We start from the raw sequence: 23,002 nt of genomic DNA on the forward strand, positions 1-23,002 counted from the left end.
CGGGTTCACGCTTCGCGTGCCCTGGAATGACGACTGGCTTACGTTGTGACCACCTCCCGCCCCAGCAGCCCTTCCTCGATCGCCTTGATCTGGAGCGCGAGGTATTTCGAGTTGATGCGGCACTGCGCGAGGCTGCCGGCGATGAACCAGAGCCCGGGCTGTTTCGTGCGCGCATACATGTTGCGCAGCTCGAAGCCGTCGCCAAAGCCCCAGACTGGGCCGACGCGGTCGGCCATGGCATCGCCGAACAGCTTTCGCACCAGATATTCCTGCGGCTTGTAGCCGGTCGAGAGCACGATGAGGTCGGCCGGAACGCTCGATCCATCCTTCATCCGCGCGCCTTCTGCCGTGAAGCCCTCGATGTCGGCGAACTGCGTCAGCTTGATCGCGCCCTCGACGATGAGGTTGGAGCAGCCGACGTTGAAATAATAGCCGCCGCCGCGGGTGAGGTATTTGAACTGCCAGCCGGTGCCGGCCTCGCCGAAATCGAGCTTGAAGCCGACGCGCCGCAGACCGTCCAGCAGCTCCTTGTCGAGCTCCTTGGACTGCTCCGTCAGCATCACATGGGTCTTCCTGGCGAGCGGCGTCGGCATCGAGGTCGCGATCAGATCGTTGTCCTCGAGCGTGCCCTCGTTATAGGTCGCATACGCAAGCTGCGCCGACGGCTCGATATTGGTCACCAGCGTCGGCGAGCGCTGCACCAGCGTGACCTCGGCGCCACTCGAGCAGAGGTCCTGCGCGATATCGTGGCCGCTGTTGCCGGTGCCGATGACGATGGCGCGCTTGCCTTTCCAGTTCTCGCCGTCGTCATAGCGGCTCGAATGCAGCAATGTGCCCTTGAAATTCTCAAGGCTCGGAATGTCCGGCATGTTCGCGATGCCGCTGACGCCGGTCGCCATCACCACGTGGCGAGGATGCATGGTGCGCGTCGTGCCGTCGCGGCGGAGCGTGACGGTCCAGTGGCCCTTTGCGTCGTCGTAGGCGCCGCCCGCGAACTCGGTGCCGTTCCAGTAGTTCAGCTCCATGGCGTCGACGTAAGCCTCGAACCAGTTGGCGAGCTTGTCCTTGGGGATATAGACCGGCCAGTTCGGCGGGAACGGCAGGTAGGGCAGGTGATTGACCTGCACCTGGTTGTGCAAGGTGAGCGCGTGATAGCGCTTGCGCCAGTTGTCGCCGATGCGTGGCCAGCGATCGACGATCAGCGTGTCGACCTTCAACTGCTTTAGCCGCGCCGCGATCGCGAGCCCGGCCTGGCCGCCGCCGACCACCAGCACGACCGGGTCGCGATCGGTGTAGTCGTTCGATGCCTTGCGCAAATCGAGCCAGTTCGGCCCGCGGAAATCGCGCGAATAGGCCTGGCCGCGCGGGCGCGTTGTGCCGAGCTGCTCTTCAAAGCCCTTCAGCTCGTCGAGGGCGGTGAGCAGCGTCCAGGCTTTCAGCCGGTCGCCATCAGCGGAATCAGGAACAAGCCGGACGATGCCGTTGCCGCGGCCGATCGCAGTTTCGAAATTGAAGATCGCTTCGATATTGTTGGTGCCGGCGCGCGTCACCCAGCGTGGCACCGCGCGATTGGGCGCGATCTTGAAATTGCCTGGCGCCACCTTGGGCACGAGCGCAGTCAGCTCGTGCGCGATCGCCTCGCGGCCGGCGATGGTCTGCAGGTTCCAGCTCAGCGCCAGCGCATCGCGCCAAAAACTGTCGACGAGGAAGAGGCGGTCCAGTGCGGCGCGATCGGGCTGGCCCAGCGCGCGCTCGAACTCGTCGAGCCAGGCCTGCGCGGAAATATCCTTCGTCCTGTCCAGCATGCGCGACCTCGTGGCCGTCTTCGCGGCGTTTCCTCGATGATCCGGACCCGGAGGGCCGCGCAGCGCCAAGTGTGCAGCGGTTTTCCGAAAGATCATGCTCCAATAAGAGATGCCGAGGCTATCTGGTTTCGGTGGCGTCCAAAAGCCGGTTACCCGAGCAGCGAGAGCATGTGGCCCTGCTCAGGCGGAATACGACCCTTCAGCGTGTCGAGATAAACCTGCCGCACCGCCTCCGGTCCGCGGCTCTCGACCACGGCGAGACACCTCTCCAGCAGCGGCGCAAAGCCCGACCATGCCGCGCCAAAACGCTGCTCGATGCCGCCCGGGCCCCATTCCTTGGCGCGCTTGCGGATCTGGTCGGGCGCGAAGAACCAGCGCGGCTTGGCGCCGGGCAGCACGCCCTCGTCGGCCTCGGTGGCGCGATGCGTCAATCCGACGCGCACCGAGCATTTCATCTCATCGCAGAAGTGATGGTGCAGCCCGGCGCGCAGCGCGCTGTTGCCGGCCATGTCGACGAAGGCGACCGGCGTACCCGACGGCAGTGACGTCACGCTGTCATAGGTGACGACTTCGTCATAACAGCCGAGCGAGCTGACGAATCCGATATTGCCGGCCGAGGTCAGCCCGATCGCCTTGCGGCCGCGCGTGTGGAGGAGATGCGCAAGCCCGAATGCGGTCTTGCTCGAGGCACTCGAGAGCAGCACGGTCCGCGCGCCAAAATCGTCGTTCTCGGCAAGGAAGTCGTCGACCAGGAATGACAGCATGAAGAGCGGCCGCAGCAGCGCCTGGTAGTCGCCCTGCCGCCCGGCGTAAGCGGGATCGCCGGTCACGCGCGCATAGGCGTTGTAGACCGGCGCCACGCCTTGCCGGTGCGCGGCGCCATCGCGTAAGCCCCGCTTGCTGACGTCGGTCGCCTCGATCACGAGATGCGTCGCCATCGGGAAATACCCGAACAGCCGCTCGCCCACGGCGACGTTCGGATGGTTTGAGGCGATCACCTCGCCAAAGCCCCACACCGGGACGTTGCCGAAGCCGTTCGGCGCGGGAAACAGCTGCCAGTATTTCATCTCGTCGCCGAGCACTGCATAGGTGATGTTGTTGGCGGTGAAGGCGAAGCGGTCGACCTTCACGAGCAGTGCGTCCTGCGGGAGCGACTCGCCTGCAGGAAGCTCGGTTGCGATCGTCTTGCACGTTTCGAGATCGTCCCGCGCAACGATGAAGTCGGTGGCTGTCATGGTGTTTATCCCGGCTTTGGTTCGCGCCGGATCTCATCGGTCACTCGCGCTAGGTTTGCAACAGCAACATAGTTTTAAACGTTGTTCGGCCGCTTCAGGCCGTCAGCACGCCCTCGCGCTTCTTCACCGCGCGATAATAGCTCCACCACAGATGCGCGGCGGCACCGCGCATGGGCCGCCAGGGTTCGGCGAGCGGAGCCATCTGCTTTTCCGTCGGCCGCGCCTTCAGCCCCAGCCCGATGCGAATGCCCTCCTGCACGGCGAGGTCGCCGGCCGGCCAGGCATCGCCATGGCCGAGGCAGAACAAGAGATAGACGTCCGCCGTCCACGGCCCGATGCCCGGCAGCGAGATCAGCGTGTGATGCGCGGCGTCGGCATCTTCTTCGGCGAGCACCTCGAGGTTCAGCCGCTGCGCGGTGATCTCGCGCGCCAGATGTTTCAACGTCTTGATCTTCGCAGCGGAGAGGCCAAGCCGCCCCAGCCGATCGGTGCGGGCGCGGCGCACGGCGTCATGGTCGAACGGATCGAAGGCGGCCGACAGCCGCCCCCAGATCGCCGAGGCGCTCGCGGTCGAGAGCTGTTGCCCGCAGACGATATGCGCAAGCCCCACAAAGCCCGGTTCGCGCCGCCGCAAGGCGGGCATGCCGGCGACCTCGAATACGGGTTTTAGGCGCGGGTCGCGTTTCACCAGCGTGCGTACGGCCTCTTCGAGGTCGGACTGGGTTTCGAGGTGGATGGTCATCGTGGTTCGGCAAACTCTCTGCGACGTCATGGCCGGGCTTGTCCCGGCCATCCACGTCTTTCCAACCGCACGTCATTGTTAGCATGAGTGACGGTCGTCGTATTCCTCCGCCACCTTGACATGGTCGCCATGTGGCACCGAAGAACGTGGATGGCCGGGAAGTAGGCGAGCGGAAGCGACGCCGTCCTTCGGACGGCTATGCCCGGCCATGACGAGATCTGTCGTATGTCGCCACCCGTTTTCCGATTCGCTCCGAGCCCGAACGGCTTCCTGCATCTTGGCCACGCCTATTCCGCGCTGCTCAACTTCGATCGAGCGCGCGAGACCGGCGGGCGGCTGTTGCTGCGGATCGAGGACATCGACGCGACGCGTTGCCGGCCCGAATACGAGACGGCGATCTACGACGACCTCGCCTGGCTTGGCATCGCCTGGGAGACGCCGGTACGGCGGCAGTCGGAGCATCTTGCCGATTACCGCGCCGCGCTGGAGAAGCTTGCCGCGCTCGGCCTGGTCTATCCCTCCTTCGAAAGCCGCGCCGAGATCGCAAGGCTCACAGCCGCGCGCGAGGCGGCCGGGTCCTGGCCGCGCGATCCCGACGGGGCGCCGCTTTATCCCGGCGCCGCGAAATCGCTACCTGCCGACGAGCGTGCTCGCCTCATCGCGGCCGGGGCGCCCTATGCCCTGCGGCTCGACATGGCTGCCTGCCGCCGCGTTGCCGGCCTGACCGGCGGCGAACTGACTTGGCGCGAACTGGGCGAGGGGCCGGACGGCGAGCGCAACCTCGTCGCGGCGCGGCCGGAAGCCTGGGGCGACGTGATCCTCGCCCGCAAGGAGACGCCAACGAGCTATCATCTGTCGGTGGTGGTCGATGATTCGCTCCAGGGCGCGAGCGAGGTGGTTCGGGGCCAGGACCTGTTTCACGCCACCTCGGTGCACCGGCTGCTGCAAACGCTACTCGACCTGCCGGAGCCCGCCTACCGCCACCACCGGCTGATTCGGGATGCTGAGGGGCGGAAGCTCTCGAAATCGACCGGCTCGACCGGTTTGCGGGAGTTGCGCTCCGCTGGTGCCTCGCCCGCGGACGTCCGCCGGCTGGTGGGATTAGGTTAAGTTTCTCTGGGGTTTAGCAAAAGGTCGCCGTGACTCGGAGTGTTCCTCCGTGCGATGCTCGCCTGACGGCCCGGGGGTTCGAAGGAATACTTCGAAGGGGATCTATGGCGGCGAAAACGCGCGCATCGCGCACTACGCGGACGTCCAGGCGGCCGCCTCGGAAGCGGTCCGGGGCGGTTGGCGCGACGCGTAAACGCGCTGCTGCCGCAACGCCGGACGTGGTCCAGGCGGCGCTGGCCGCCTTCGCCCACGAGGTCCGCACACCCCTGACCGGAATTCTGGCGATCAGCGACCTGCTTGCGACCTCCGATCTCGGCGAGCGGGAGCGGCGCTGGGCCGATACCATCAAGGCCGGCGCCGAGCACCTGGCGAGCCTCGCCACCCTGTTCGTGGACGCGGCCAAGACCGGGAAGGGGGCAAACGCGCTGCGCCAGGACCTGTTCGACCTGCGGGCGCTGGCCCGCAGCATGGGTGATTCGCTCGCCGGGCGTGCCGCGGCCAAAGGACTTCAGGCCCAGGTCGAGATCTCCGGCAAGCTTTCCGGGCCGGTGGTCGGCGATCCCGTCCGCCTGCGCGCCGCCCTTGAGAACCTGATCGACAACGCCGTGAAGTTCACCGACGAGGGCGGCGTCGCGCTCGCGGTCGTGCCCTGGCGTCCGCAGAAGGGCAGGGGCAAAACGAAGGACAAAGGCAGGGTCGGCGTCGCCTTTGCGGTGTCCGACAGCGGCATCGGCCTGACCATGGCCGAGATCAAGCGGCTGTTCCGCCCGTTCACCCAGGCCAATGTCACCATCGCCGCGCGTTTCGGCGGCGCCGGGCTCGGGCTGTCCTCGGTGAAGCAATTGGCGCGTGCGATGGGCGGTGACATCACGGTTGCGCCGCGGCGCAGCGGCGGCGCCACCTTCACGCTGACGGTGTCGCTGGATGCGTCGGGATCAGGCCCGTCCGGCGGGTGCGAAGATCCTGAGGCGGATGCGATGGCGGCTTTGCGCGTGCTCAGCGTCGAGGACAATCCGTTCGGCCGCGTCGTGCTCAACACCATCCTGACCGAGCTCGGCCATCATGCGGAGTTCATCGGGCGCGGCGAGGATGCGGTCGACCGGATTGCGCAGGGCGCCTTCGACGCGGTGCTGATGGACATGGTGCTGCCGGGCATCGATGGCATCGAGGCGATCAAGCGGATCCGCACCATGTCGCCGCCGCTCGCTCAAATCCCCATCATCGGAGTGTCGGGCCGCGGCGAGGACGAGGCGGCCTCGCGCGAGGCCGGCGCCGACGCCTTCCTGATCAAGCCTGTGTCCCCGCGGGCTTTAGCGACTGCGCTGCTTGAAGCGAGACGCCGTGAGGAAGCCGCGACTTGATGATCGCGGCGTTGAGCTCGCCGCCGTAGACGAAGATCGCGGCTATGAAATACAAAAACACCAGCGCGATGATCACCGAAGCGAGCCCCGCATACATGGTCACGTAGTTGTTGGCGAAGCGCGCCAGATATTGCCCGAACACGATGCCGGAGATCAGCGACGCCACCACGGTGAAGACGATGCCGGGCAGGATCTGCAGGAAGCCGCGCCGGCCTGCCGGCAGCCAGGCGTGCAGGATGAACAGCGCCACCACCAGCGCGCCGATGGTGATGCCATAGCGCAGCCAGGTGAGGATGCTCTCGTTGGACTCGACGAACAGCGGGATGTGTCGCCGCGCCGCCGCGATGAGGAGCGGGCCGAGCACGATCAGGAACGCCATGGCGAGCGCAGTGAAGGCCGCGACCAGCGTGTAGCCGATCGATTCCAGCCGCAGCCAGTACCAGCGCCGCATCTCCACCACCGCGTAGGCGCGGTTGAGCGCGACCCGCAGCGCCTCCACGCCGTTCGAGGCGAAATAGACCGACAGCACCGCGCCGATGGTCAGTACGTCGGTGCGGGTGGTGGTCAGGACATCGTGGACGTCGCTGGAGATGGAATCTGCGACCTGCTTGGGCCAGACCTGCAGCATCAGCCCGGCGGCCTGGTCGGCGAGTTCCTTGGAGCCGAAGAAGCCGGCGAGCGAGGTCAGCACGATCAGGAACGGGAACAGCGCCATCAGCGTCGACAGCGCGATATGGCTCGCAATCGCCCAGCCGTCATCGGCTAGGAACGTATAGAACGCATCCATCACGACGATATAGAGGTAGCGAACCGCCTTCACGCGCCACCTACTTGGCTGATGCTGCTCCCTCTCCCCGCGCGGGGGGAGAGGCGAAGAAGGCTGGCAGTTGGCGTAGATCGGAAATCATCCTGCTACCATCTGATATTATGGACCTAAAAGCCAGATCGCGAAGCGCCCGTCGTCATTCCGGGGCGCGCTTCGCGGCCCCTGCGCCGCGCCCCGGAATGACAGGGTGGGGGAGATAGCGAAGCAGCCGGCACGGTGTTATCTACTCTCAATGGCATCCCTTTTGAGTTCTTTCATTCTGCCGGTGGCAGCCGGCGCCGTGGCGGTGGTGCTGCTGCTCGGTCTCGTCAATATGATGCGCGGCGGCTCGCCCGACACCTCGCAGAAGCTGATGCGCTGGCGCGTGCTGCTTCAGTTCGTGGCGATCGTCGTCGCCATGCTCGCGGTCTGGGCGATGGGCCGCTAGCGTAGACAGCAACGAGGCAAACATGGTCGTGCTCAACCGCATCTACACCCGCACCGGTGACGACGGCACGACGGCGCTCGGCACTGGCGAGCGCCGGGCCAAATATGATCTGCGCATCGAGGCCTATGGCACGGTCGACGAGACCAATGCCGCGATCGGCGTGGTGCGGCTCCACACCAAGGACGCGACCGATCTCGATGCGATGCTCGGCCGCATCCAGAACGATCTGTTCGATCTCGGCGCCGACCTCGCGGTGCCCGAGCGCGAAGGCAAGGCGGAAAGGTTGCGGGTAGTGGCAAGCCAGGTGGAGCGGCTCGAGCACGACATCGACGCGCTCAACGAAAACCTCGCGCCGCTGACCTCCTTCGTGCTGCCGGGCGGCACGCCGGCGGCTGCGCATCTCCATGTTGCGCGCACGATATGCCGCAGGGCGGAACGGGTGATGGTGGAACTTGCGGCCAGACCAGGCGAGCCGGTCGGCGCGGCTGGCATCCAGTATATGAACCGCCTGTCGGATTTCCTGTTTGTGGCGAGCCGCTTCGCAAATCATAATGGCGCAGGCGACGTGCTGTGGGTTCCGGGCCAGAACCGCTGACCCATTGGGAGGGCAGTGTTCGGGCCGGCCAAAATTTGGCCCCTTCGCGCGTTGACCGGGCCGGATCAGGCCTTTAGGTTCCGCGCCAGTTGATAACCCCCCTCCCAAAATAAGTGAAAGAGGATCGATGAAGGTCTTAGTGCCGGTAAAGCGGGTGGTCGATTACAACGTCAAGGTCCGCGTCAAGGGCGATGGATCGGGCGTTGAACTCGCCAACGTCAAGATGTCGATGAACCCGTTCGACGAAATCGCGGTCGAGGAAGCGCTGCGCCTTAAGGAAGGCGGCAAGGCCACCGAGGTCGTGGTGGTCTCCATCGGACCGGCGCAGGCGTCGGAGACGATCCGCACCGGTCTCGCCATGGGCGCCGACCGCGGCATCCTGGTGAAGGCCGAGGGCGCCGTCGAGCCGCTCGCGGTCGCGAAGATCCTGAAGAAGGTTGCGGACGAAGAGCAGCCGGGCCTGATCATCCTGGGCAAGCAGGCGATCGATGACGACTCCAACCAGACCGGTCAGATGCTGGCCGCGCTGCTGGGCTGGTCGCAGGCGACGTTCGCGTCCAAGCTCGAGGTCGAAGGTTCGGACTTCAAGGTCACCCGCGAAGTCGACGGCGGCCTGCAGACCGTGAAGCTGAAGGGGCCGGCGATCGTCACCACCGACCTGCGCCTCAACGAGCCGCGCTATGCCTCGCTGCCCAACATCATGAAGGCGAAGAAGAAGCCGATCGCGGAGAAGACCGTCGCCGATTACGGCGTGGACGTCACCGCGCGTCTCGAAGTTCTCAAGACGACGGAGCCCGCGGGCCGCAAGGCAGGCGTCAAGGTCAAGGACGTCGCCGAGCTGGTGTCGAAACTCAAGAACGAAGCCGGGGTGCTCTGATGACGACGCTTCTGATTGCCGAACACGACAATGCGTCGCTCAAGGACGCGACCAACAAGGCCCTGACCGCGGCTGCCGCGCTCGGCGCGGACGTCGAGGTGCTGGTCGCCGGCCAGAACGCCAAGGCCGCGGCGGACGCCGCCGCTAAGCTCGCCGGCGTGAAGAAGGTGCTGCTCGCCGATGGCGAGCTCTACGCGCACGATCTCGCCGAGCCGCTGGCCGCGCTGATCGTCTCGCTGGCGCCGTCCTATGACGCGATCGTCGCGCCCGCGACCTCGCGCTTCAAGAACGTGATGCCGCGCGTCGCCGCCCTGCTCGACGTCATGCAGGTCTCGGAGATCACCAAGGTGGTCGCCCCCGACACATTCGAGCGCCCGATCTACGCCGGCAACGCCATCCAGACGGTGAAGTCGAAGGACGCCAAGAAGGTCATCACGGTCCGCACCTCCACCTTCTCCGCGGCGGGTGAAGGCGGCAGCGCGGCGGTCGAGAGCGTGGCTGCGTCGGCTGATCCGGGCCTGTCGTCCTTCCTCAGTGAGGAAGTCGCCAAGAGCGACCGTCCCGAGCTGACCTCGGCGAAGATCATCGTCTCCGGTGGCCGCGCCATGCAGAGCCGGGAAAACTTTGCAAAATACATCGAGCCGCTCGCCGACAAGCTCGGCGCCGGTGTCGGTGCCTCGCGCGCGGCGGTCGACGCCGGCTATGCGCCGAACGACTGGCAGGTCGGTCAGACCGGCAAGGTCGTGGCCCCCGAGCTCTATGTCGCGGTGGGTATTTCCGGCGCGATCCAGCATCTGGCCGGCATGAAGGACTCCAAGGTGATCGTCGCGATCAACAAGGACGAGGACGCGCCGATCTTCCAGGTCGCCGATTACGGCCTGGTGGCCGACCTCTACCAGGCGGTTCCGGAGCTCACGGCCGAACTCGCCAAGCTCGGAAAGTAAAAAACGCGATAAAACACCGGCCGGAGAGGTACACTCCGGCCGGTGTTTCATTTTTGAGGCGTTTTCTTTCGCGCGGGGCGCGCGGAGGGGCGCATCCAATCTAGGTTTCGAGCCCGGGTTCTGGTTAAATCGGACCTCCCGGCTCAGGGGATAGGCAGGCGCGCCTTAGCGCGCCGTTCCGGTGGATGACATTATGGCGGCAGTGATCAAGAAGGTCGGCGTGATCGGCGCGGGGCAGATGGGCAGTGGCATCGCGCATGTCGCGGCGCTGGCCGGTTTCGACGTGGTGCTCAACGACGTCTCGGCCGATCGGCTCAAGTCGGGCATGGCCACCATCAACGGCAATCTGGCGCGCCAGGTCTCCAAGAAGGTCGTCACCGAGGACGCCAAGACCAAGGCCATTGCGCGGATCGCGCTCGCCGAGAAGCTGGACGACCTCGCCGACTGCGATCTCGTGATCGAGACCGCGGTCGAGAAGGAAGAGGTCAAGCGCAAGATCTTTCACGAGCTCTGCGCGATCCTGAAACCGGAGGCGATCGTCGCCTCCGATACGTCCTCGATCTCGATTACGCGCCTTGCCGCCGCCACCGACCGGCCCGAGCGCTTCATCGGCATCCACTTCATGAATCCGGTGCCGCTGATGGAGCTGGTGGAGCTGATCCGCGGCATTGCAACCGACGATTCGACTTTCGAGGCGGCCAAGGAGTTCGTCGCCAAGCTCGGCAAGCAAGTGGCGGTTTCCGAGGATTTTCCGGCCTTCATCGTCAACCGCATTCTGCTGCCGATGATCAACGAGGCGATCTACACGCTCTACGAAGGCGTCGGCAACGTCGAGGCGATCGACGCGGCGATGAAGCTTGGCGCCCACCATCCGATGGGCCCGCTGGAGCTTGCCGACTTCATCGGCCTGGACACCTGCCTCTCCATCATGCAGGTGCTGCATGAGGGGCTGGCGGACTCCAAATACCGCCCGTGCCCGCTGCTGGTGAAATACGTCGAGGCCGGCTGGCTCGGCCGCAAGACCCAGCGCGGTTTCTACGACTACCGCGGCGCCAAGCCGGTTCCGACGCGCTGATCGATCTTTTGGCGCCGTAGGGTGGGCAAAAGCGTAGAGCGCTTTGCCCCAATATCTCCAATCATGTGATGGAATTGATGGGCACGCTCCGCGTTGCCCACCCTACTGCGGCTCTTCGTGTCGCATCCTGTCCAGGACACGAAACCGTCCGAAGTCTCCACCTCTCGTTAACTCCTCGCGCCTAGGCTGCAGCCGGTACGAGGGTTCGCGTAATGGACATGATGGCAATGGTCAGCACCATGCTGGCCGCTCAGCAGGGCGCTCTCCAGTCGCAGGTATCGGCGACTGTGATGAAGCAGAACATGGATGCGGAGAAGTCCGCGGTCCTGACGCTGCTCGGCGCCGGTCAGCCCTCGCTTGCCAATGTCGGCGCGGGCGTCGGCGGCAACCTCAACGTCACGGCTTAAGCGACGCGGCTGCAGGGGTCACTGCGGCCCGGATCAGCTTCAGTGCGTCGTCGCTCGCCCATTCGGCGGGCCCGGCGATCGTCGCGATCTCGCAACCTTGCGGGTCGACCAGCACCGAGGTCGGCATGCCCAGGGCTCGGCCTATCGTCTTAAGCTCCTGAAAAACTTTGGCTTTTGGATCGCTGAAATAGCCGAGCCGGGTCAAATTAGCCTCTTTCAGGAAATTCTTAGGCTTTTCGGGATCGCGGGTGTCGATATTGATCGCCACCACCTCGAAATTCGGACCTGCCAGCTTGCCCTGGAGCTCGTCGAGTGCCGGCATCTCCTTGCGGCAGGGCACGCACCAGGTGGCCCAGAGGTTGACCAGCAGTGTCTTGCCGCGGAAGTCGGACAGCCTTTTCGGCTTGCCGTCGGCGTCCTCGAAGGCGAGGTCTGGCAGCTTCAGCGGCGCGGTCGCCATGGTCAGCGCCGCCACCTCGCCATGGGCGAGCGGTGCGATCTTCTGCGCGGTGGTCACCGCCGCCCGGCAGGCCGGATCGCCGCTGGGCGCGCGGCTCAGGCCCAGCCCGTACAGCGCGGCAAAGCCCGCTAGGCCCCCGATCGCCACGGTGGCGATGACGAGGGGGATGCGGCGCGTGGCGGAGGGCTTCTGTTCGAGCATATCGTTTGTCATCCGGTCGCAGATATGGCTATCAGGGGCCTCTTAATACGGCTGGCCGCCGCCAGCAAACGCGCGGCACAGGCCGCACAGCGACAAGCAGGGCGTGAGCAAGGGATCATGAGCAACAAGATGTGGGGCGGCCGGTTCTCGGAACGTCCCGATGAGATCATGGAGGAGATCAACGTCTCCATCGACGTCGATCGTCACCTCTTTGCCCAGGACATTGCCGCGTCCAAGGCCCACGCCGCGATGCTTGCCGCGCAGGGCATCATCACGGCCTCTGATGCGAAAAATATCGGCAAGGGTCTAGACACGATTTTGTCAGAGATCGGCAAGGGCGGCTTCGAGTTCAAGCGCGCGCTCGAGGACATCCATATGAATGTCGAGAGCCGGCTGTCCGAGCTGATCGGCCCCGCCGCCGGCCGCCTGCACACCGCGCGCTCGCGCAACGACCAGGTCGCAACCGACTTCCGCCTGTTCGTCCGCGACGTGATCGACGAGACCGACGCCGCGCTCGCCGCGTTCCAGCAGGCGCTGGTGGATCGCGCGCTGGAGCATGCCGCGACCGTGATGCCCGGCTTTACGCATCTGCAGACCGCGCAGCCGGTGACCTTCGGCCACCACCTGCTCGCCTATGTCGAGATGACCGCGCGCGATCGCGGTCGCTTCCAGGACGCGCGCAAGCGGCTCAACGAGTCGCCGCTCGGCGCCGCTGCGCTCGCCGGCACCTCGTTTCCGATCGATCGCCACGCCACCGCGAAGGCGCTTCTCTTCGACCGCCCGATGGCGAACTCGCTCGATGCGGTCTCCGACCGCGACTTCGTGCTGGAGACCCTGTCGGCCGCCTCGATCTGCGCCGTGCACATGTCGCGGTTCGCCGAGGAGATCGTGATCTGGACTTCGCCGCTGGTCGGCCTTGTCAGGCTCAGCGACAAGTTCACCACGGGCTCCTCGATCATGCCGCAGAAGCGCAATCCGGATGCGGCCGAGCTCGTGCGCGCCAAGACCGGACGCGTCATCGGCGCGCTCAACGGGCTTCTGATCGTGATGAAGGGCCTGCCGCTCGCCTATCAAAAGGACATGCAGGAAGACAAGCAGGGCGCCATGGAGGGCTTTGCCGCACTGTCGCTCGCGATCCGCGCCATGACGGGCATGGTCCGCGACCTCGTGCCTGACGAGGCGAAGATGAAGGCCGCCGCTGGCGAGGGCTACGCGACCGCGACCGATCTTGCTGACTGGCTTGTGCGGACGCTGAAGATGCCCTTCCGCGAGGCCCACCATGTCACCGGCCGGATCGTGGCGCAGGCCGCCAAGGACGGCGTGGCGCTCCACGAGTTGCCGCTGAAGGAAATGCAGGCGATCGAGCCGAAGATCACCAGGGACGTGCTCGGCATGCTCTCGGTCGAATCGTCGGTGAAAAGCCGCACCAGCTTCGGTGGCACCGCGCCGAAGAATGTCGCCAGCCAGGCCAAGGCCTGGGCGAGGCGGCTGGAAAAAGAGCAAAAATCGGGCTGAGAGCAAAATTTCGCTTATGTTTCATGGTCATCCGGCTCTCGCCAGAGCGCGCCAATCTCTGTATGGTGCGCCCCGCCTAGTGGGGATCTCGTCGTGACGTCAAAGTTTCGCCCGGCCGGCTCGGGGTGGGCCATCATTGTCCTTAGCCTGACGGCGCTCGCGCTTGCCGGCTGCGGCCGCAAGGGTCCGCTCGACCTGCCGCCGACCGCCTCGAATGCGCCCACGGCGAGCGCTGCGCCGACGGACACCGAGATCGAAGCCCAGAGGACGCCGAGCGTGTTCAATCCCACCTACGGCGCGGACGCCGCGCCGGCGGCGGCCAAGGGCAAGAAACGACCGTTTGTTCTCGACCCGCTCCTGGACGAAAAGCCCAGCCGATGAGCTGGGGTAACTGAGCCAACGCCATGAACCATTTCGACTACCGCAACGGCGTGCTGCACGCCGAGGCGGTGAATCTGTCCGAGCTTGCCGCGACCGTCGGCACGCCCTTCTATTGCTATTCGACCGCGACGCTCGAGCGCCACTATCGCGTCTTCACCGAGGCCTTTGCCGGCGAGAAGGTGCTGGTCTGCTACGCCATGAAGGCCAACTCCAACCAGTCGGTGCTGCGCACCCTGGCAAAGCTCGGCGCCGGCGCTGACGTCGTCTCGGGCGGCGAGTTGAAGCGCGCGCTGGCCGCAGGCATTCCTGGCAGCAAGATCCTGTTCTCGGGGGTCGGCAAGACGGAAGAAGAGCTGCGCGCCGCGCTCGCCGCCGACATCCTCTGCATCAACGTCGAATCCGAGCCCGAGCTCGAGCTGCTGTCGCGCCTTGCGACCGAGACGGGCAGGACCGCGCGCATCTCCATTCGCGTCAATCCGGACGTCGATGCCGGCACGCACGCAAAGATCTCCACCGGCAAATCCGAGAACAAGTTCGGCATCCCGATCGCGCATGCCCGCGAAGTCTACGCGCGGGCGGCGAAGCTTCCGGGCATCGAGGTGACCGGCACCGACGTGCATATCGGCAGCCAGATCACCGATCTCTCCAACATGGAGACCGCGTTCCGCATCCTCGCCGAGTTCGTGCAGACGCTGCGCGCCGACGGCCACAACATCTCCCATGTCGATTTCGGCGGCGGCCTCGGCATTCCCTATTACATGGACCGCGAGGCACCGCCGGCGCCCGACGCCTATGCCGCCATGGTCAAGCGCGTCACCCACAATCTCGGCTGCACGCTGATGTTCGAGCCGGGCCGCATGATCGTCGGCAACGCCGGCATCCTGGTCACCAAGGTGATCTATGTGAAGCACGGCGACGGCAAGAACTTCGTCATCATCGATGCCGCGATGAACGACCTGATCCGCCCGACGCTGTATGAGGCGCATCACGACATCCTACCGGTGATGCAGCCCACCAAGGGCGCTCCGACGATCATGGCCGACGTCGTCGGCCCGGTCTGCGAGACCGGCGACTATCTCGCCCTCGACCGCACGCTGCCGACGCCGAAGCCAGGCGACCTCCTCGCCATCATGACCGCCGGCGCCTATGGCGCCGTGCAGGCCGGCACCTACAACACGCGGCCGCTGGTGCCGGAGGTGCTGGTGAAGGACGACCAGTACGCCGTGGTGCGCCCCCGCCTCGAGGTCGAGCAGCTGATCGCGATGGACAAGCCGGCGCCGTGGCTGTGATCACGAGGTGAGGGGCGGCACGGCCGCGCCCCTCTTGGCTGTCGTCCTGGCGCAAGGATCCATTACCCCAGGGAGGAGTTGCGGCGCGAAGCTGGTAACCACGAGTCTTCGCCAAACTCCTCCCTGTGATTATGGGTCCTGGATCAGTGCTCGCTATTGGACAACGCTACGCGTTGCCAAGCGCTCGCTTGTCCAGGACGACGCGGGGAGGGCGTTGCGCCCGAAAACTACTTCCCCGCCAATCCCCTCTTCGCGCCGCCAACCACAACCCCCGCCTTCTTCTCGATCGGCTTGATCGCCGCGGTGAAATCGGAATCGGGGCCCTCGGCGCTGATCACGGTTTCCCACAGGCGGCCGACTGCATCCGCGACCTCCATCGACAGGCCGAGCTGCTTCATCTCCTCAAGCGCGAGCCGCACGTCCTTCACCATCAATCCGGTGGCGAAACCGAAGTCGAAAGTTCGCGGCAGCACCGAGCGCGGAAATTTGTCCCGGCTCGCAGTGTTCATGCCGGAGCCGGCATTGATGACGTCGATCATCACGGCGGGATCGAGCCCGGCCTTCACGCCCATCACGACGGCTTCCGAGGTCGCCACGATCGCGGTCGCGGAGAGGAAATTGTTGGCGAGCTTCATGGTCTGCGCCGCGCCCGGCTTCTCGCCGATGAAGAACACCTTGCCGATCATGTCGAGCGCAGCCTTGATCGTCTCGAACTCCGCTTTCGGTCCCGACACCATCACCGCCAGCGTGCCCTTCTCCGCGCCGCCGACACCGCCGGAAACGGGGCTGTCGATCTGCACGATGTTGCGCGCCGCGAGCAGGGCGTGAATCTTCGCCGCCATCTGCGAGCCGACGGTCGACAGATCAACGAAGCGCTTGACGCGCTGGCCTTCGATCACGCCGTTCGACCCCGTGGCGACCGCGAGTGACGCCTGCAGCGAGGGCAGGCTCGCCATCACGGTCTCGACCTGGTCGGCGACATCCTTCGGCGACGTCGCCGCCGTTGCGCCGCGCGCCACGACCTTGTCGACGACCTCCTTGCGCGTGTCGAATACGACGAGCCGATGCCCCGCCTCGATCAGCCGCCGCGCCATTGGGAAACCCATGTTTCCGAGGCCGATGAATCCGATGTCCATGGTGTTTCCTTGTTGGTTGTTGTTCGTTGTTGAAGCGGGGCTGCGCGCCACACCCTCGGTGTCGTCCTGGCGAAAGCCAGGACGACGGTTGGAGGATTGTGCGTCCCCTCACTCTTGCCGCTTCACGCCTTCTCATCGATCTCCGCGAACACCTCGCGTGCGATCCGGAAGCTGTCGACCGCCGCCGGCATGCCGCCATAGATCGCGACTTGCATCAGAATCTCGCGGATCTCGTCGCGGCTGACGCCGTTGGTCAGCGCCCCCTTCAGATGCGCGCGGAATTCGTGCTGGCGGTTGAGGATCGCGATCATCGCGATGTTGAGCATGCTGCGGGTCTTGCGCGGCAGTTCCTCGCGGCCCCACACCGTGCCCCAGCAATATTCGTTGAGCATCTCCTGGAACGGACGGTTGAAGTCGTCGACGTTCTTGAGGGTGTTGTTGACATAAGCCTCGCCCAGCACCGCTTTGCGAACTTCCAGGCCCTTGTCGTGCATCTTCTTGTCCATGACGTTTCCTTCTCGTCTTCCTCGATGGCGCCGTGGAAATTACGGGGGTGCGCCGGGCCAGTCACGTCCTCGTGTTATGCGGCAAATGGGGTGGGTCCCGTACAGGAACGGATGCCTCAGTGCTGCCGTTGTGATACGCTTCTCTCACCGGGCAACCTGGAGAGTTGATTGAACGGCGTCACCCCCGACCCGTCAGACCCGATCCGCGATGGCGACGCTCTGTCGCGGCTGAAGCTGGCGCAGGCCCTGCAACGGGCCACATATGCGATCGCTTGGGAGCGCGCCTGGCCGCATCTGGCGCGCGTGCTGACCGTTGCCGGGCTGTTCTTGGTGGTGTCCTGGGCCGGACTCTGGCTGGCTCTGCCCTCGGTGGCCCGCGCGATCGGTCTCGCTGTCTTCGCAGGCCTTGCGGCCACGGCCCTGTTCCCGCTGATTCGCTTCCGCTGGCCGACCCGCGAGCAGGCCCTGAGCCGGCTCGACCGCGGTTCAGGCATCCGTCACCGTCCGGCCACCACGCTCACAGACACGCTGACTTCGCAGGATCCGGTCGCGCAGGCGCTGTGGCAGGCCCAGCGCGAGCGCACGCTGGCCTCGCTCAAGCGCATCCGCGCCGGTTTGCCGCATCCGCGCCTTGCCATCCATGATCCCTGGGCGCTGCGCGCGCTGGTGATGGTGATGCTGGTGGCGACCTTCTTCGCCGCGGGCGACGAGCGCGCCCTGCGGTTAGGCGCTGCCTTCGACTGGAACGGCGTGCTGGCGCCGACCAATGTCCGCGTCGACGCCTGGGTCACCCCGCCGGTCTATACGGCCAAGCCGCCGGTGATCCTGTCGGCTGCCAACAAGGAAGCCGCCGCACTCCCGGCGAGCGGCCCGCTTGCCGTTCCCGCCGGCTCGACACTGATCGTGCGCTCCTCCGGCGGCAGCCTGGATGTCGCCGTCTCCGGCGGCCTCAAGGAGGCCGCTCCCACGGAGGCTGCGCCCAAGGGTACAAACGAGAAGCACTTCACCATCACCGGTGACGGCACCGCACATGTCCGCGCGCCCTCGGGCCAGCCGCAATGGACCTTCACTGCGACGCCGGACCGCCCGCCGACGATCGCACTCGCCAAGGATCCGGAGCGCCAGGCGCGTGGCGCTCTGCAACTCGCCTACAAGATCGAAGACGATTACGGCGTCACCGGCGCCGAGGCGCAGTTCGCCCTGCGTCCCGCCGACGCCAAGGAGAGTGCCAGGGACGGCACCAAGGACGGCGATGCCAAGGCGGCACGGCCGCTGTTCCAGCCGCCGCAATTCGCCCTGGTGCTGCCGAACGCGCGCACACGTAATGGCGTCGGCCAGACCGTGAAGGACCTCAGCGAAGATCCTTACGCCGGCGCGGACGTCGCGCTCACGCTGACCGCCAAGGACGAGGCTGGCAACGAGGCGAAAAGCGAACCCTTCAACATGCGCCTGCCGGAGCGGCTGTTCACCAAGCCGCTCGCGCGCGCGCTGATCGAGCAGCGCCGCATCCTCGCGCTCGACGCCGACAAGAATGCCGATGTCTACGCCGCGCTCGACGCGCTGATGATTGCGCCTGAATTGTTCACGCCAGAGGCGGGGCAGTATCTCGGCCTCCACAGCGTCGCGCGGCAGCTCGAGGCGGCGCGCACCGACGATGCTCTGCGCGAGGTCGTGGCGAGCCTGTGGGCGCTCGCGGTGACGATCGAGGACGGCAACATCAGCGATGTCGACAAGGCGCTGCGCGCGGCACAGGACGCGCTGAAGCAGGCCCTGGAGCGCGGCGCGAGCGACGAGGAGATCAAGAAGCTCACGCAGGACCTGCGCCAGGCGCTGGACAATTTCATGCGCCAGCTCGCCGAGCAGTTCCGCAACAATCCGCAGCAGCTTGCCCGGCCTCTTGATCCCAACACCAAAATCCTGCGCCAGCAGGACCTCAACAACATGATCGACCGCATGGAGCGCCTGTCGCGCTCCGGCGACAAGGACGCGGCCAAGCAACTGCTCGACCAGCTCCAGCAGATGCTGGAGGGTCTGCAGATGGCGCAGCCGGGGCAGTCCGGCGAGAGCGACATGGAGCAGGCGCTCAACGAGCTCGGCGACATGATCCGCAAGCAGCAGCAACTGCGCGACAAGACCTTCAAGCAGGGACAGGACTCCCGGCGCGACCGCATGCGCGGCAAGCAGCAGGGCGACCAGTCGATGTCCGACCTCCAGCAGGACCAGCAGGCGCTGCGCGACCGTCTGAAGAAGCTTCAGGACGAGCTCGCCAAGCGCGGTCTGTCGCAGAACGGCCAGAAGGGACAGCGCGGCCAGCAGGGCGAACAGGGACAAAAGGGCCAGGGTCAGCAGGGACAAGACGGCGACCAGGACGGTGATCAGGGCGACGACGACAACGGCCTGGATTCCGCCGATAGCGCCATGGGCGATGCCGGCTCGAAGCTCGGCGAAGGCAATGCCGACGGTGCCGTGGATTCCCAGGGCAAGGCGCTGGACGCGCTGCGCAAGGGTGCGCAGAAGATGGCCGAGGCGATGCAGCAGGGCGATGGCGATGGCCAGGGCGACGGTCCCGGCAATCGAGTCGGCCGGCAGCAGAGCGGCGGCAATCAGACCGATCCGCTCGGCCGGCCCCTGCACGGCCGCGAATTCGGCGACGACTATACGGTGAAGATTCCCGGCGAGATCGACGTCCAGCGGGTCCGCCGCATCCTCGAAGAGCTCCGCCGCCGCCTCGGCGACCAATCGCGCCCGCAGATCGAGCTCGATTATCTCGAGCGGCTGCTGAAGGATTTTTGAGGCGCGATTTGTGGCCCCAGCATCGCTTCGCTTAAGGGCGGCGTGCGATTGGGCGTTTTGCGTCCCACACACTCGATGTCATCGCCCGATTTAATCGGGCGATCCGGTACTCCGCGTCGTCGGTAGGTCATTGAGAAGCCGCGGCGTACTGGCTTCCCGGCTTTCGCTGGGAATGACAGCGACAGTGCTTTGCCGCGCCGCTACCCCTTCTTCGCCGCCAGCGCGTCGGCGACGGCCGTGCGGATGTCGGCGACCGAGAACGGTTTTGTCACGACGTCATGCACCAGCGCATTGAGGTTCGAGGCGCGTTCGCGCTGGTCGGCAAATCCGGTCATCAGCAGAATGGTCAGATCGGGGAAATCGCGTGCGACTGAGAGCGCGAGCGCGATGCCGTCCATCACCGGCATCTGGATGTCGGTGAGCAGCAGGTCGAAGGCGCCGTCCTCGCGGATCAGGATCTCCAGCGCTTCGGCGCCGTCCTGCGCGGTGACGGTCTGGTGGCCGTCCATCGCGATGGCGCGCGCGACCAGCGTGCGCATGGACTCCTCGTCGTCGGCGATCAGAACTTTTGGCATGGGACCCTAACCTCCCGTGCGGGACCCCGCGGCGCCGATCATACGCTGCCGCCGGTCACGTCGCGCCGGTTGAAGAAGCGAACATCGATATTGCGGCCCTCGGGCGGCGGCGAGGCCAGGCGCGACTTGAAGAAGGCGCGCTCGCCCGGCCGCAGCACCGTCTGCTCCAGCACCGTATTCCAGGCATAGATCTCGGCACCTTGCGCGTCACGCACGGCGAAGCGCAGCCGCGGGATCTCGAGCGGCTTCTTGTTGCCCTCGCCGACGATCACGCCCTCGATTACCAGCACCTGCTTGCCGTCCACGGTCTCGCTGGAGAGCTTGACGTCCTTGAAGGCCAGCCCGCGCAGGTTCACGTCGAAGCCGACAGTCCTGTAGAAAGCGGCCGTCTGCGGCAGCAGGCGCACCATGTCGGCGCGCCAGACCACGAGGGCCACGACCAGCGCGCCCATGGCGGCGCAGGCGGTCGGCAGGCCGAAATAGGATTTTCGCGGAACTGGGCTTGCGGCCGCGCGGCTTACTCGCGCCATGCGCCGGCGGAACAGGCCGCGGAACCAGGACTGGTGCTGGGCGCCGTCCTCTTCGGCGGAGAGGGCCGCCTCAGACCAGTCGTCCTCGGTCTGTCCAGCGTTCCCATCCGGCCAATCGCTGGCGATCGAGGGGCTGTCAATCACGGGCGTATCGGCCGCGCCATCGTCCCTGGCGTAGGAGTTCCACTGTTCGGCGAGGTCGGACTGATCGTCGGCCTGGTTTGCCGCGGCCATGGCCGGGACCGGAGCCTCCTCGATGGCGTCCTCGGGATGCGCCACCCAGGTCTCCTTGCAGCGGGAGCAGCGTACCGTCCGCCCATTGGCCCCCAGGCTCGCAAGCTTGATGGCATAGGATGTCGTACAATGGGGACAGACGATGTGCATGGACCAGCCTCGGCGATGACCCGATCGTGCGAAACCGGGCACCTTGAATGCTACAAGGCGACCGTTAACGAACCGGAAACCATAACGGCCGCAAAACCTTTCCCAGGCGTGCGGCGAAACCTCGCGGTGCGTGCCACGTCCCCTCTCGAACGGAGCTGAGCTTGGTTCGGTTCGAAAATGTCGGACTGCGTTACGGTCTGGGGCCGGAGATCCTGCGCGACCTGAGCTTCCAGATTCCGGCGCATTCCTTTCAGTTTCTCACCGGCCCGTCCGGCGCCGGCAAGACCTCGCTGCTGCGTCTGTTGTTCTTGTCGCATCGGCCGACGCGCGGCCTGATCAACCTGTTCGGCCATGACATCTCGCAACTCGGCAAGGACGAGATCGCGGACTTGCGCAAGCGCATCGGCATCGTGCTTCAGGATTTCCGCCTGCTCGACCATATGACGACCTATGAGAACGTGGCGCTGCCGTTCCGCGTGATGGGCCGCAGTGAATCGAGCTACCGCAAGGAGGTCATCGATCTCCTGCGCTGGGTGGGACTCGGCGACCGTATGGACGCGCTGCCGCCGATCCTGTCCGGCGGTGAGAAGCAGCGCGCGGCGATCGCGCGCGCGGTGATCTCGCGGCCGCAGCTCCTGCTCGCGGACGAGCCGACCGGCAGCGTCGATCCGACGCTCGGGCGCCGTCTGCTGCGCCTTTTCATCGAGCTCAACAAGTCCGGCACCGCCGTCATCATCGCCACCCACGACATCGGCCTGATGGACCAGTACGAGGCGCGGCGGCTGGTGCTGCACCAGGGACGGTTGCACGTCTATGAGTAGGACCGATGACCGCGGCGTGCTGGTCGACCTCGGGCAGGAGCGTCCGCCGCTGCCGGCCAAGGCGCGCAACATGTCGCCGATCGTGCCGCGCGCCTCGATCCACGGCCGCGCGCTGGTCGCCGTCGTCGCCATCATGACCTTCCTCGCCTCGATGACGACAGGCACGGTGCTGCTGGTCAGCGCCTCGGCGGCGGAATGGCAGTCGGATGTGGCGAGCGAAATCACCATCCAGGTCCGCCCGCAGGCTGGGCGCGACATCGAGCGCGATACCGTCGCGGTTACCGAGGCGATGCGCGCGCAAGCCGGCATCGTCGAGGTCNGTTCAGCAAGGAGGAGTCCGGCAAGCTGCTCGAGCCCTGGCTCGGCACCGGCCTGTCGATGGACGATCTGCCGGTGCCGCGCATGATCATCGCCCGCGTGCAGCCGGGCACGTCGCTCGACCTCGCCGCCTTGCGCGCTCGCGTGACGCAGGTGGCCCCAAGCGCGAGTGTCGACGATCACCGTGCCTGGATCGAGCGGATGCGCTCGATGACCAATGCGACCGTGCTCGCGGGCCTCGGCATCCTCGCGCTCGTGATCGTCGCGACCATCATCTCGGTGTCGTTCGCGACCCGGGGCGCGATGGCGGCGAACCGCCCGATCGTCGAGGTCCTGCACTTTGTCGGTGCCGGCGACCGCTATATCGCCAACCGCTTCCTGCGCCATTTCCTCCGCTTAGGCCTCGAGGGCGGAGTGATCGGCGGCGGCGTCGCCATGCTGGTGTTCGGCTTCTCCGAGTCGATCGCCGGCTGGTTCTCCGGTACCCCGGTCGGCGACCAGTTCGCGGCGCTGCTCGGCACCTTCTCGCTGCGGCCGTCCGGCTATGTCGTGCTCGCGGTGCAGGCACTTGCAATCGGCGCGATCACCGCGGTCGCCTCGCGCCAGACGCTGTTCGCGACGCTGAACGATGTCGATTGAGATCGCCGTTTTCCCTTCTCCCCTTATTGTGGGAGAAGGTGGCGCGAAGC

General features: G+C 65.9%; 22 protein-coding genes and 2 pseudogenes. 15 read left to right on the forward strand and 9 right to left on the reverse strand.

The window, feature by feature from the left end; genetic code table 11:
• Positions 1 to 38 precede the first annotated feature (38 nt).
• The 3 genes from AXW67_RS35850 to AXW67_RS35860 all read right to left on the reverse strand — a co-directional run bounded on the left by AXW67_RS35850 (position 39) and on the right by AXW67_RS35860 (position 3,782).
• A complete protein-coding gene (locus AXW67_RS35850) occupies positions 39 to 1,805 on the reverse strand; it encodes a flavin-containing monooxygenase (protein ID WP_063681706.1) in 1,767 nt (588 codons plus the stop codon).
• Between the two features lie 149 nt (positions 1,806 to 1,954).
• Positions 1,955 to 3,040 carry a DUF2855 family protein gene (locus AXW67_RS35855; RefSeq protein ID WP_063681707.1) on the reverse strand — a complete coding sequence of 362 codons (1,086 nt, stop codon included), beginning with the start codon at positions 3,038 to 3,040 and terminating at the stop codon, positions 1,955 to 1,957.
• 94 nt (positions 3,041 to 3,134) lie between these two features.
• Positions 3,135 to 3,782 (reverse strand): DNA-3-methyladenine glycosylase family protein, encoded by a 648-nt coding sequence (locus tag AXW67_RS35860; RefSeq protein WP_063681708.1) that lies wholly within the window; start codon positions 3,780 to 3,782, stop codon positions 3,135 to 3,137.
• 225 nt (positions 3,783 to 4,007) lie between these two features.
• On the opposite strand from AXW67_RS35860, the gene gluQRS reads away from it, so the two are divergent.
• Together gluQRS and AXW67_RS35870 are read left to right on the forward strand one after the other, a co-directional pair.
• On the forward strand, positions 4,008 to 4,892 hold the full coding sequence (gene gluQRS / locus AXW67_RS35865; RefSeq protein WP_063681709.1) for a tRNA glutamyl-Q(34) synthetase GluQRS: 885 nt from the start codon (positions 4,008 to 4,010) through the stop codon (positions 4,890 to 4,892).
• A 104-nt stretch (positions 4,893 to 4,996) separates the two neighbouring features.
• Positions 4,997 to 6,253, forward strand: a complete 1,257-nt coding sequence (locus tag AXW67_RS35870; RefSeq protein ID WP_063681710.1) for an ATP-binding protein — start codon at positions 4,997 to 4,999, stop codon at positions 6,251 to 6,253.
• Here AXW67_RS35870 and AXW67_RS35875 read toward each other — a convergent pair.
• Positions 6,180 to 7,073, reverse strand: coding sequence for a YihY/virulence factor BrkB family protein (locus AXW67_RS35875; protein WP_027552371.1), 894 nt, complete (start codon positions 7,071 to 7,073; stop codon positions 6,180 to 6,182). The genes AXW67_RS35870 and AXW67_RS35875 overlap by 74 nt on opposite strands.
• Before the next feature lie 238 nt (positions 7,074 to 7,311).
• On the opposite strand from AXW67_RS35875, the gene AXW67_RS35880 reads away from it, so the two are divergent.
• The 6 genes from AXW67_RS35880 to AXW67_RS35905 all read left to right on the forward strand — a co-directional run bounded on the left by AXW67_RS35880 (position 7,312) and on the right by AXW67_RS35905 (position 11,404).
• The gene (locus AXW67_RS35880) at positions 7,312 to 7,506 is read left to right on the forward strand and encodes a twin transmembrane helix small protein (RefSeq protein ID WP_027552372.1); all 195 of its coding nucleotides are present in this window, start codon (positions 7,312 to 7,314) and stop codon (positions 7,504 to 7,506) included.
• Between the two features lie 22 nt (positions 7,507 to 7,528).
• On the forward strand, positions 7,529 to 8,101 hold the full coding sequence (locus AXW67_RS35885; RefSeq protein ID WP_063681711.1) for a cob(I)yrinic acid a,c-diamide adenosyltransferase: 573 nt from the start codon (positions 7,529 to 7,531) through the stop codon (positions 8,099 to 8,101).
• 127 nt (positions 8,102 to 8,228) lie between these two features.
• Positions 8,229 to 8,978 carry an electron transfer flavoprotein subunit beta/FixA family protein gene (locus AXW67_RS35890; RefSeq protein ID WP_063681712.1) on the forward strand — a complete coding sequence of 250 codons (750 nt, stop codon included), beginning with the start codon at positions 8,229 to 8,231 and terminating at the stop codon, positions 8,976 to 8,978.
• Positions 8,978 to 9,922, forward strand: a complete 945-nt coding sequence (locus AXW67_RS35895) for an electron transfer flavoprotein subunit alpha/FixB family protein (RefSeq protein WP_063681713.1) — start codon at positions 8,978 to 8,980, stop codon at positions 9,920 to 9,922. Before AXW67_RS35890 ends, AXW67_RS35895 begins: the two co-directional genes overlap by 1 nt.
• Positions 9,923 to 10,115: 193 nt before the next feature.
• The gene (locus AXW67_RS35900) at positions 10,116 to 10,997 is read left to right on the forward strand and encodes a 3-hydroxybutyryl-CoA dehydrogenase (RefSeq protein ID WP_027552376.1); all 882 of its coding nucleotides are present in this window, start codon (positions 10,116 to 10,118) and stop codon (positions 10,995 to 10,997) included.
• Positions 10,998 to 11,209: 212 nt separating this feature from the next.
• Positions 11,210 to 11,404, forward strand: coding sequence for a putative motility protein (locus AXW67_RS35905; RefSeq protein WP_027552377.1), 195 nt, complete (start codon positions 11,210 to 11,212; stop codon positions 11,402 to 11,404).
• Here AXW67_RS35905 and tlpA read toward each other — a convergent pair.
• The gene (tlpA, locus tag AXW67_RS35910; protein WP_063681714.1) at positions 11,394 to 12,065 is read right to left on the reverse strand and encodes a thiol:disulfide interchange protein TlpA; all 672 of its coding nucleotides are present in this window, start codon (positions 12,063 to 12,065) and stop codon (positions 11,394 to 11,396) included. The two genes, AXW67_RS35905 and tlpA, sit on opposite strands and share 11 nt — an antisense overlap.
• Positions 12,066 to 12,182: 117 nt before the next feature.
• Between tlpA and argH the strand changes: the two genes are divergently transcribed.
• From argH to lysA, 3 genes are all read left to right on the forward strand, one after another.
• A complete protein-coding gene (gene argH, locus AXW67_RS35915; RefSeq protein ID WP_027552379.1) occupies positions 12,183 to 13,580 on the forward strand; it encodes an argininosuccinate lyase in 1,398 nt (465 codons plus the stop codon).
• A 93-nt stretch (positions 13,581 to 13,673) separates the two neighbouring features.
• On the forward strand, positions 13,674 to 13,961 hold the full coding sequence (gene lptM / locus AXW67_RS35920; protein WP_027552380.1) for an LPS translocon maturation chaperone LptM: 288 nt from the start codon (positions 13,674 to 13,676) through the stop codon (positions 13,959 to 13,961).
• Positions 13,962 to 13,984: 23 nt separating this feature from the next.
• The gene (lysA, locus tag AXW67_RS35925) at positions 13,985 to 15,250 is read left to right on the forward strand and encodes a diaminopimelate decarboxylase (protein ID WP_063681715.1); all 1,266 of its coding nucleotides are present in this window, start codon (positions 13,985 to 13,987) and stop codon (positions 15,248 to 15,250) included.
• 227 nt (positions 15,251 to 15,477) lie between these two features.
• Here the strand turns inward: lysA and AXW67_RS35930 are convergent, their stop codons facing one another.
• A complete protein-coding gene (locus AXW67_RS35930) occupies positions 15,478 to 16,386 on the reverse strand; it encodes an NAD(P)-dependent oxidoreductase (RefSeq protein WP_063681716.1) in 909 nt (302 codons plus the stop codon).
• A gap of 122 nt (positions 16,387 to 16,508) precedes the next feature.
• Positions 16,509 to 16,892: a carboxymuconolactone decarboxylase family protein gene (locus AXW67_RS35935; protein WP_027552383.1), complete on the reverse strand. Its 384-nt coding sequence runs from the start codon at positions 16,890 to 16,892 to the stop codon at positions 16,509 to 16,511.
• Between the two features lie 168 nt (positions 16,893 to 17,060).
• Between AXW67_RS35935 and AXW67_RS35940 the strand changes: the two genes are divergently transcribed.
• Entirely contained in the window at positions 17,061 to 19,685 is a 2,625-nt protein-coding gene (locus AXW67_RS35940; protein WP_063681717.1) for a TIGR02302 family protein, read from the forward strand.
• A gap of 200 nt (positions 19,686 to 19,885) precedes the next feature.
• Here the strand turns inward: AXW67_RS35940 and AXW67_RS35945 are convergent, their stop codons facing one another.
• A complete protein-coding gene (locus tag AXW67_RS35945) occupies positions 19,886 to 20,260 on the reverse strand; it encodes a response regulator (protein ID WP_063681718.1) in 375 nt (124 codons plus the stop codon).
• Between the two features lie 38 nt (positions 20,261 to 20,298).
• Positions 20,299 to 21,174: an MJ0042-type zinc finger domain-containing protein gene (locus AXW67_RS35950; protein ID WP_063681719.1), complete on the reverse strand. Its 876-nt coding sequence runs from the start codon at positions 21,172 to 21,174 to the stop codon at positions 20,299 to 20,301.
• Between the two features lie 161 nt (positions 21,175 to 21,335).
• On the opposite strand from AXW67_RS35950, the gene ftsE reads away from it, so the two are divergent.
• From ftsE to AXW67_RS35960, 3 genes and pseudogenes are all read left to right on the forward strand, one after another.
• Positions 21,336 to 21,995 carry a cell division ATP-binding protein FtsE gene (ftsE, locus tag AXW67_RS35955; protein ID WP_027552387.1) on the forward strand — a complete coding sequence of 220 codons (660 nt, stop codon included), beginning with the start codon at positions 21,336 to 21,338 and terminating at the stop codon, positions 21,993 to 21,995.
• Positions 21,988 to 22,314, forward strand: a pseudogene (locus AXW67_RS44550) (ABC transporter permease); the annotation flags it as partial. The gene ftsE and the pseudogene AXW67_RS44550, both read left to right, overlap by 8 nt.
• Position 22,315: 1 nt before the next feature.
• Positions 22,316 to 22,952: pseudogene (locus AXW67_RS35960) on the forward strand (cell division protein FtsX); the annotation flags it as partial.
• Positions 22,953 to 23,002: the final 50 nt, after the last annotated feature.

The sequence above is a fragment of the Bradyrhizobium neotropicale genome (assembly GCF_001641695.1).
Lineage (GTDB): Bacteria > Pseudomonadota > Alphaproteobacteria > Rhizobiales > Xanthobacteraceae > Bradyrhizobium > Bradyrhizobium neotropicale.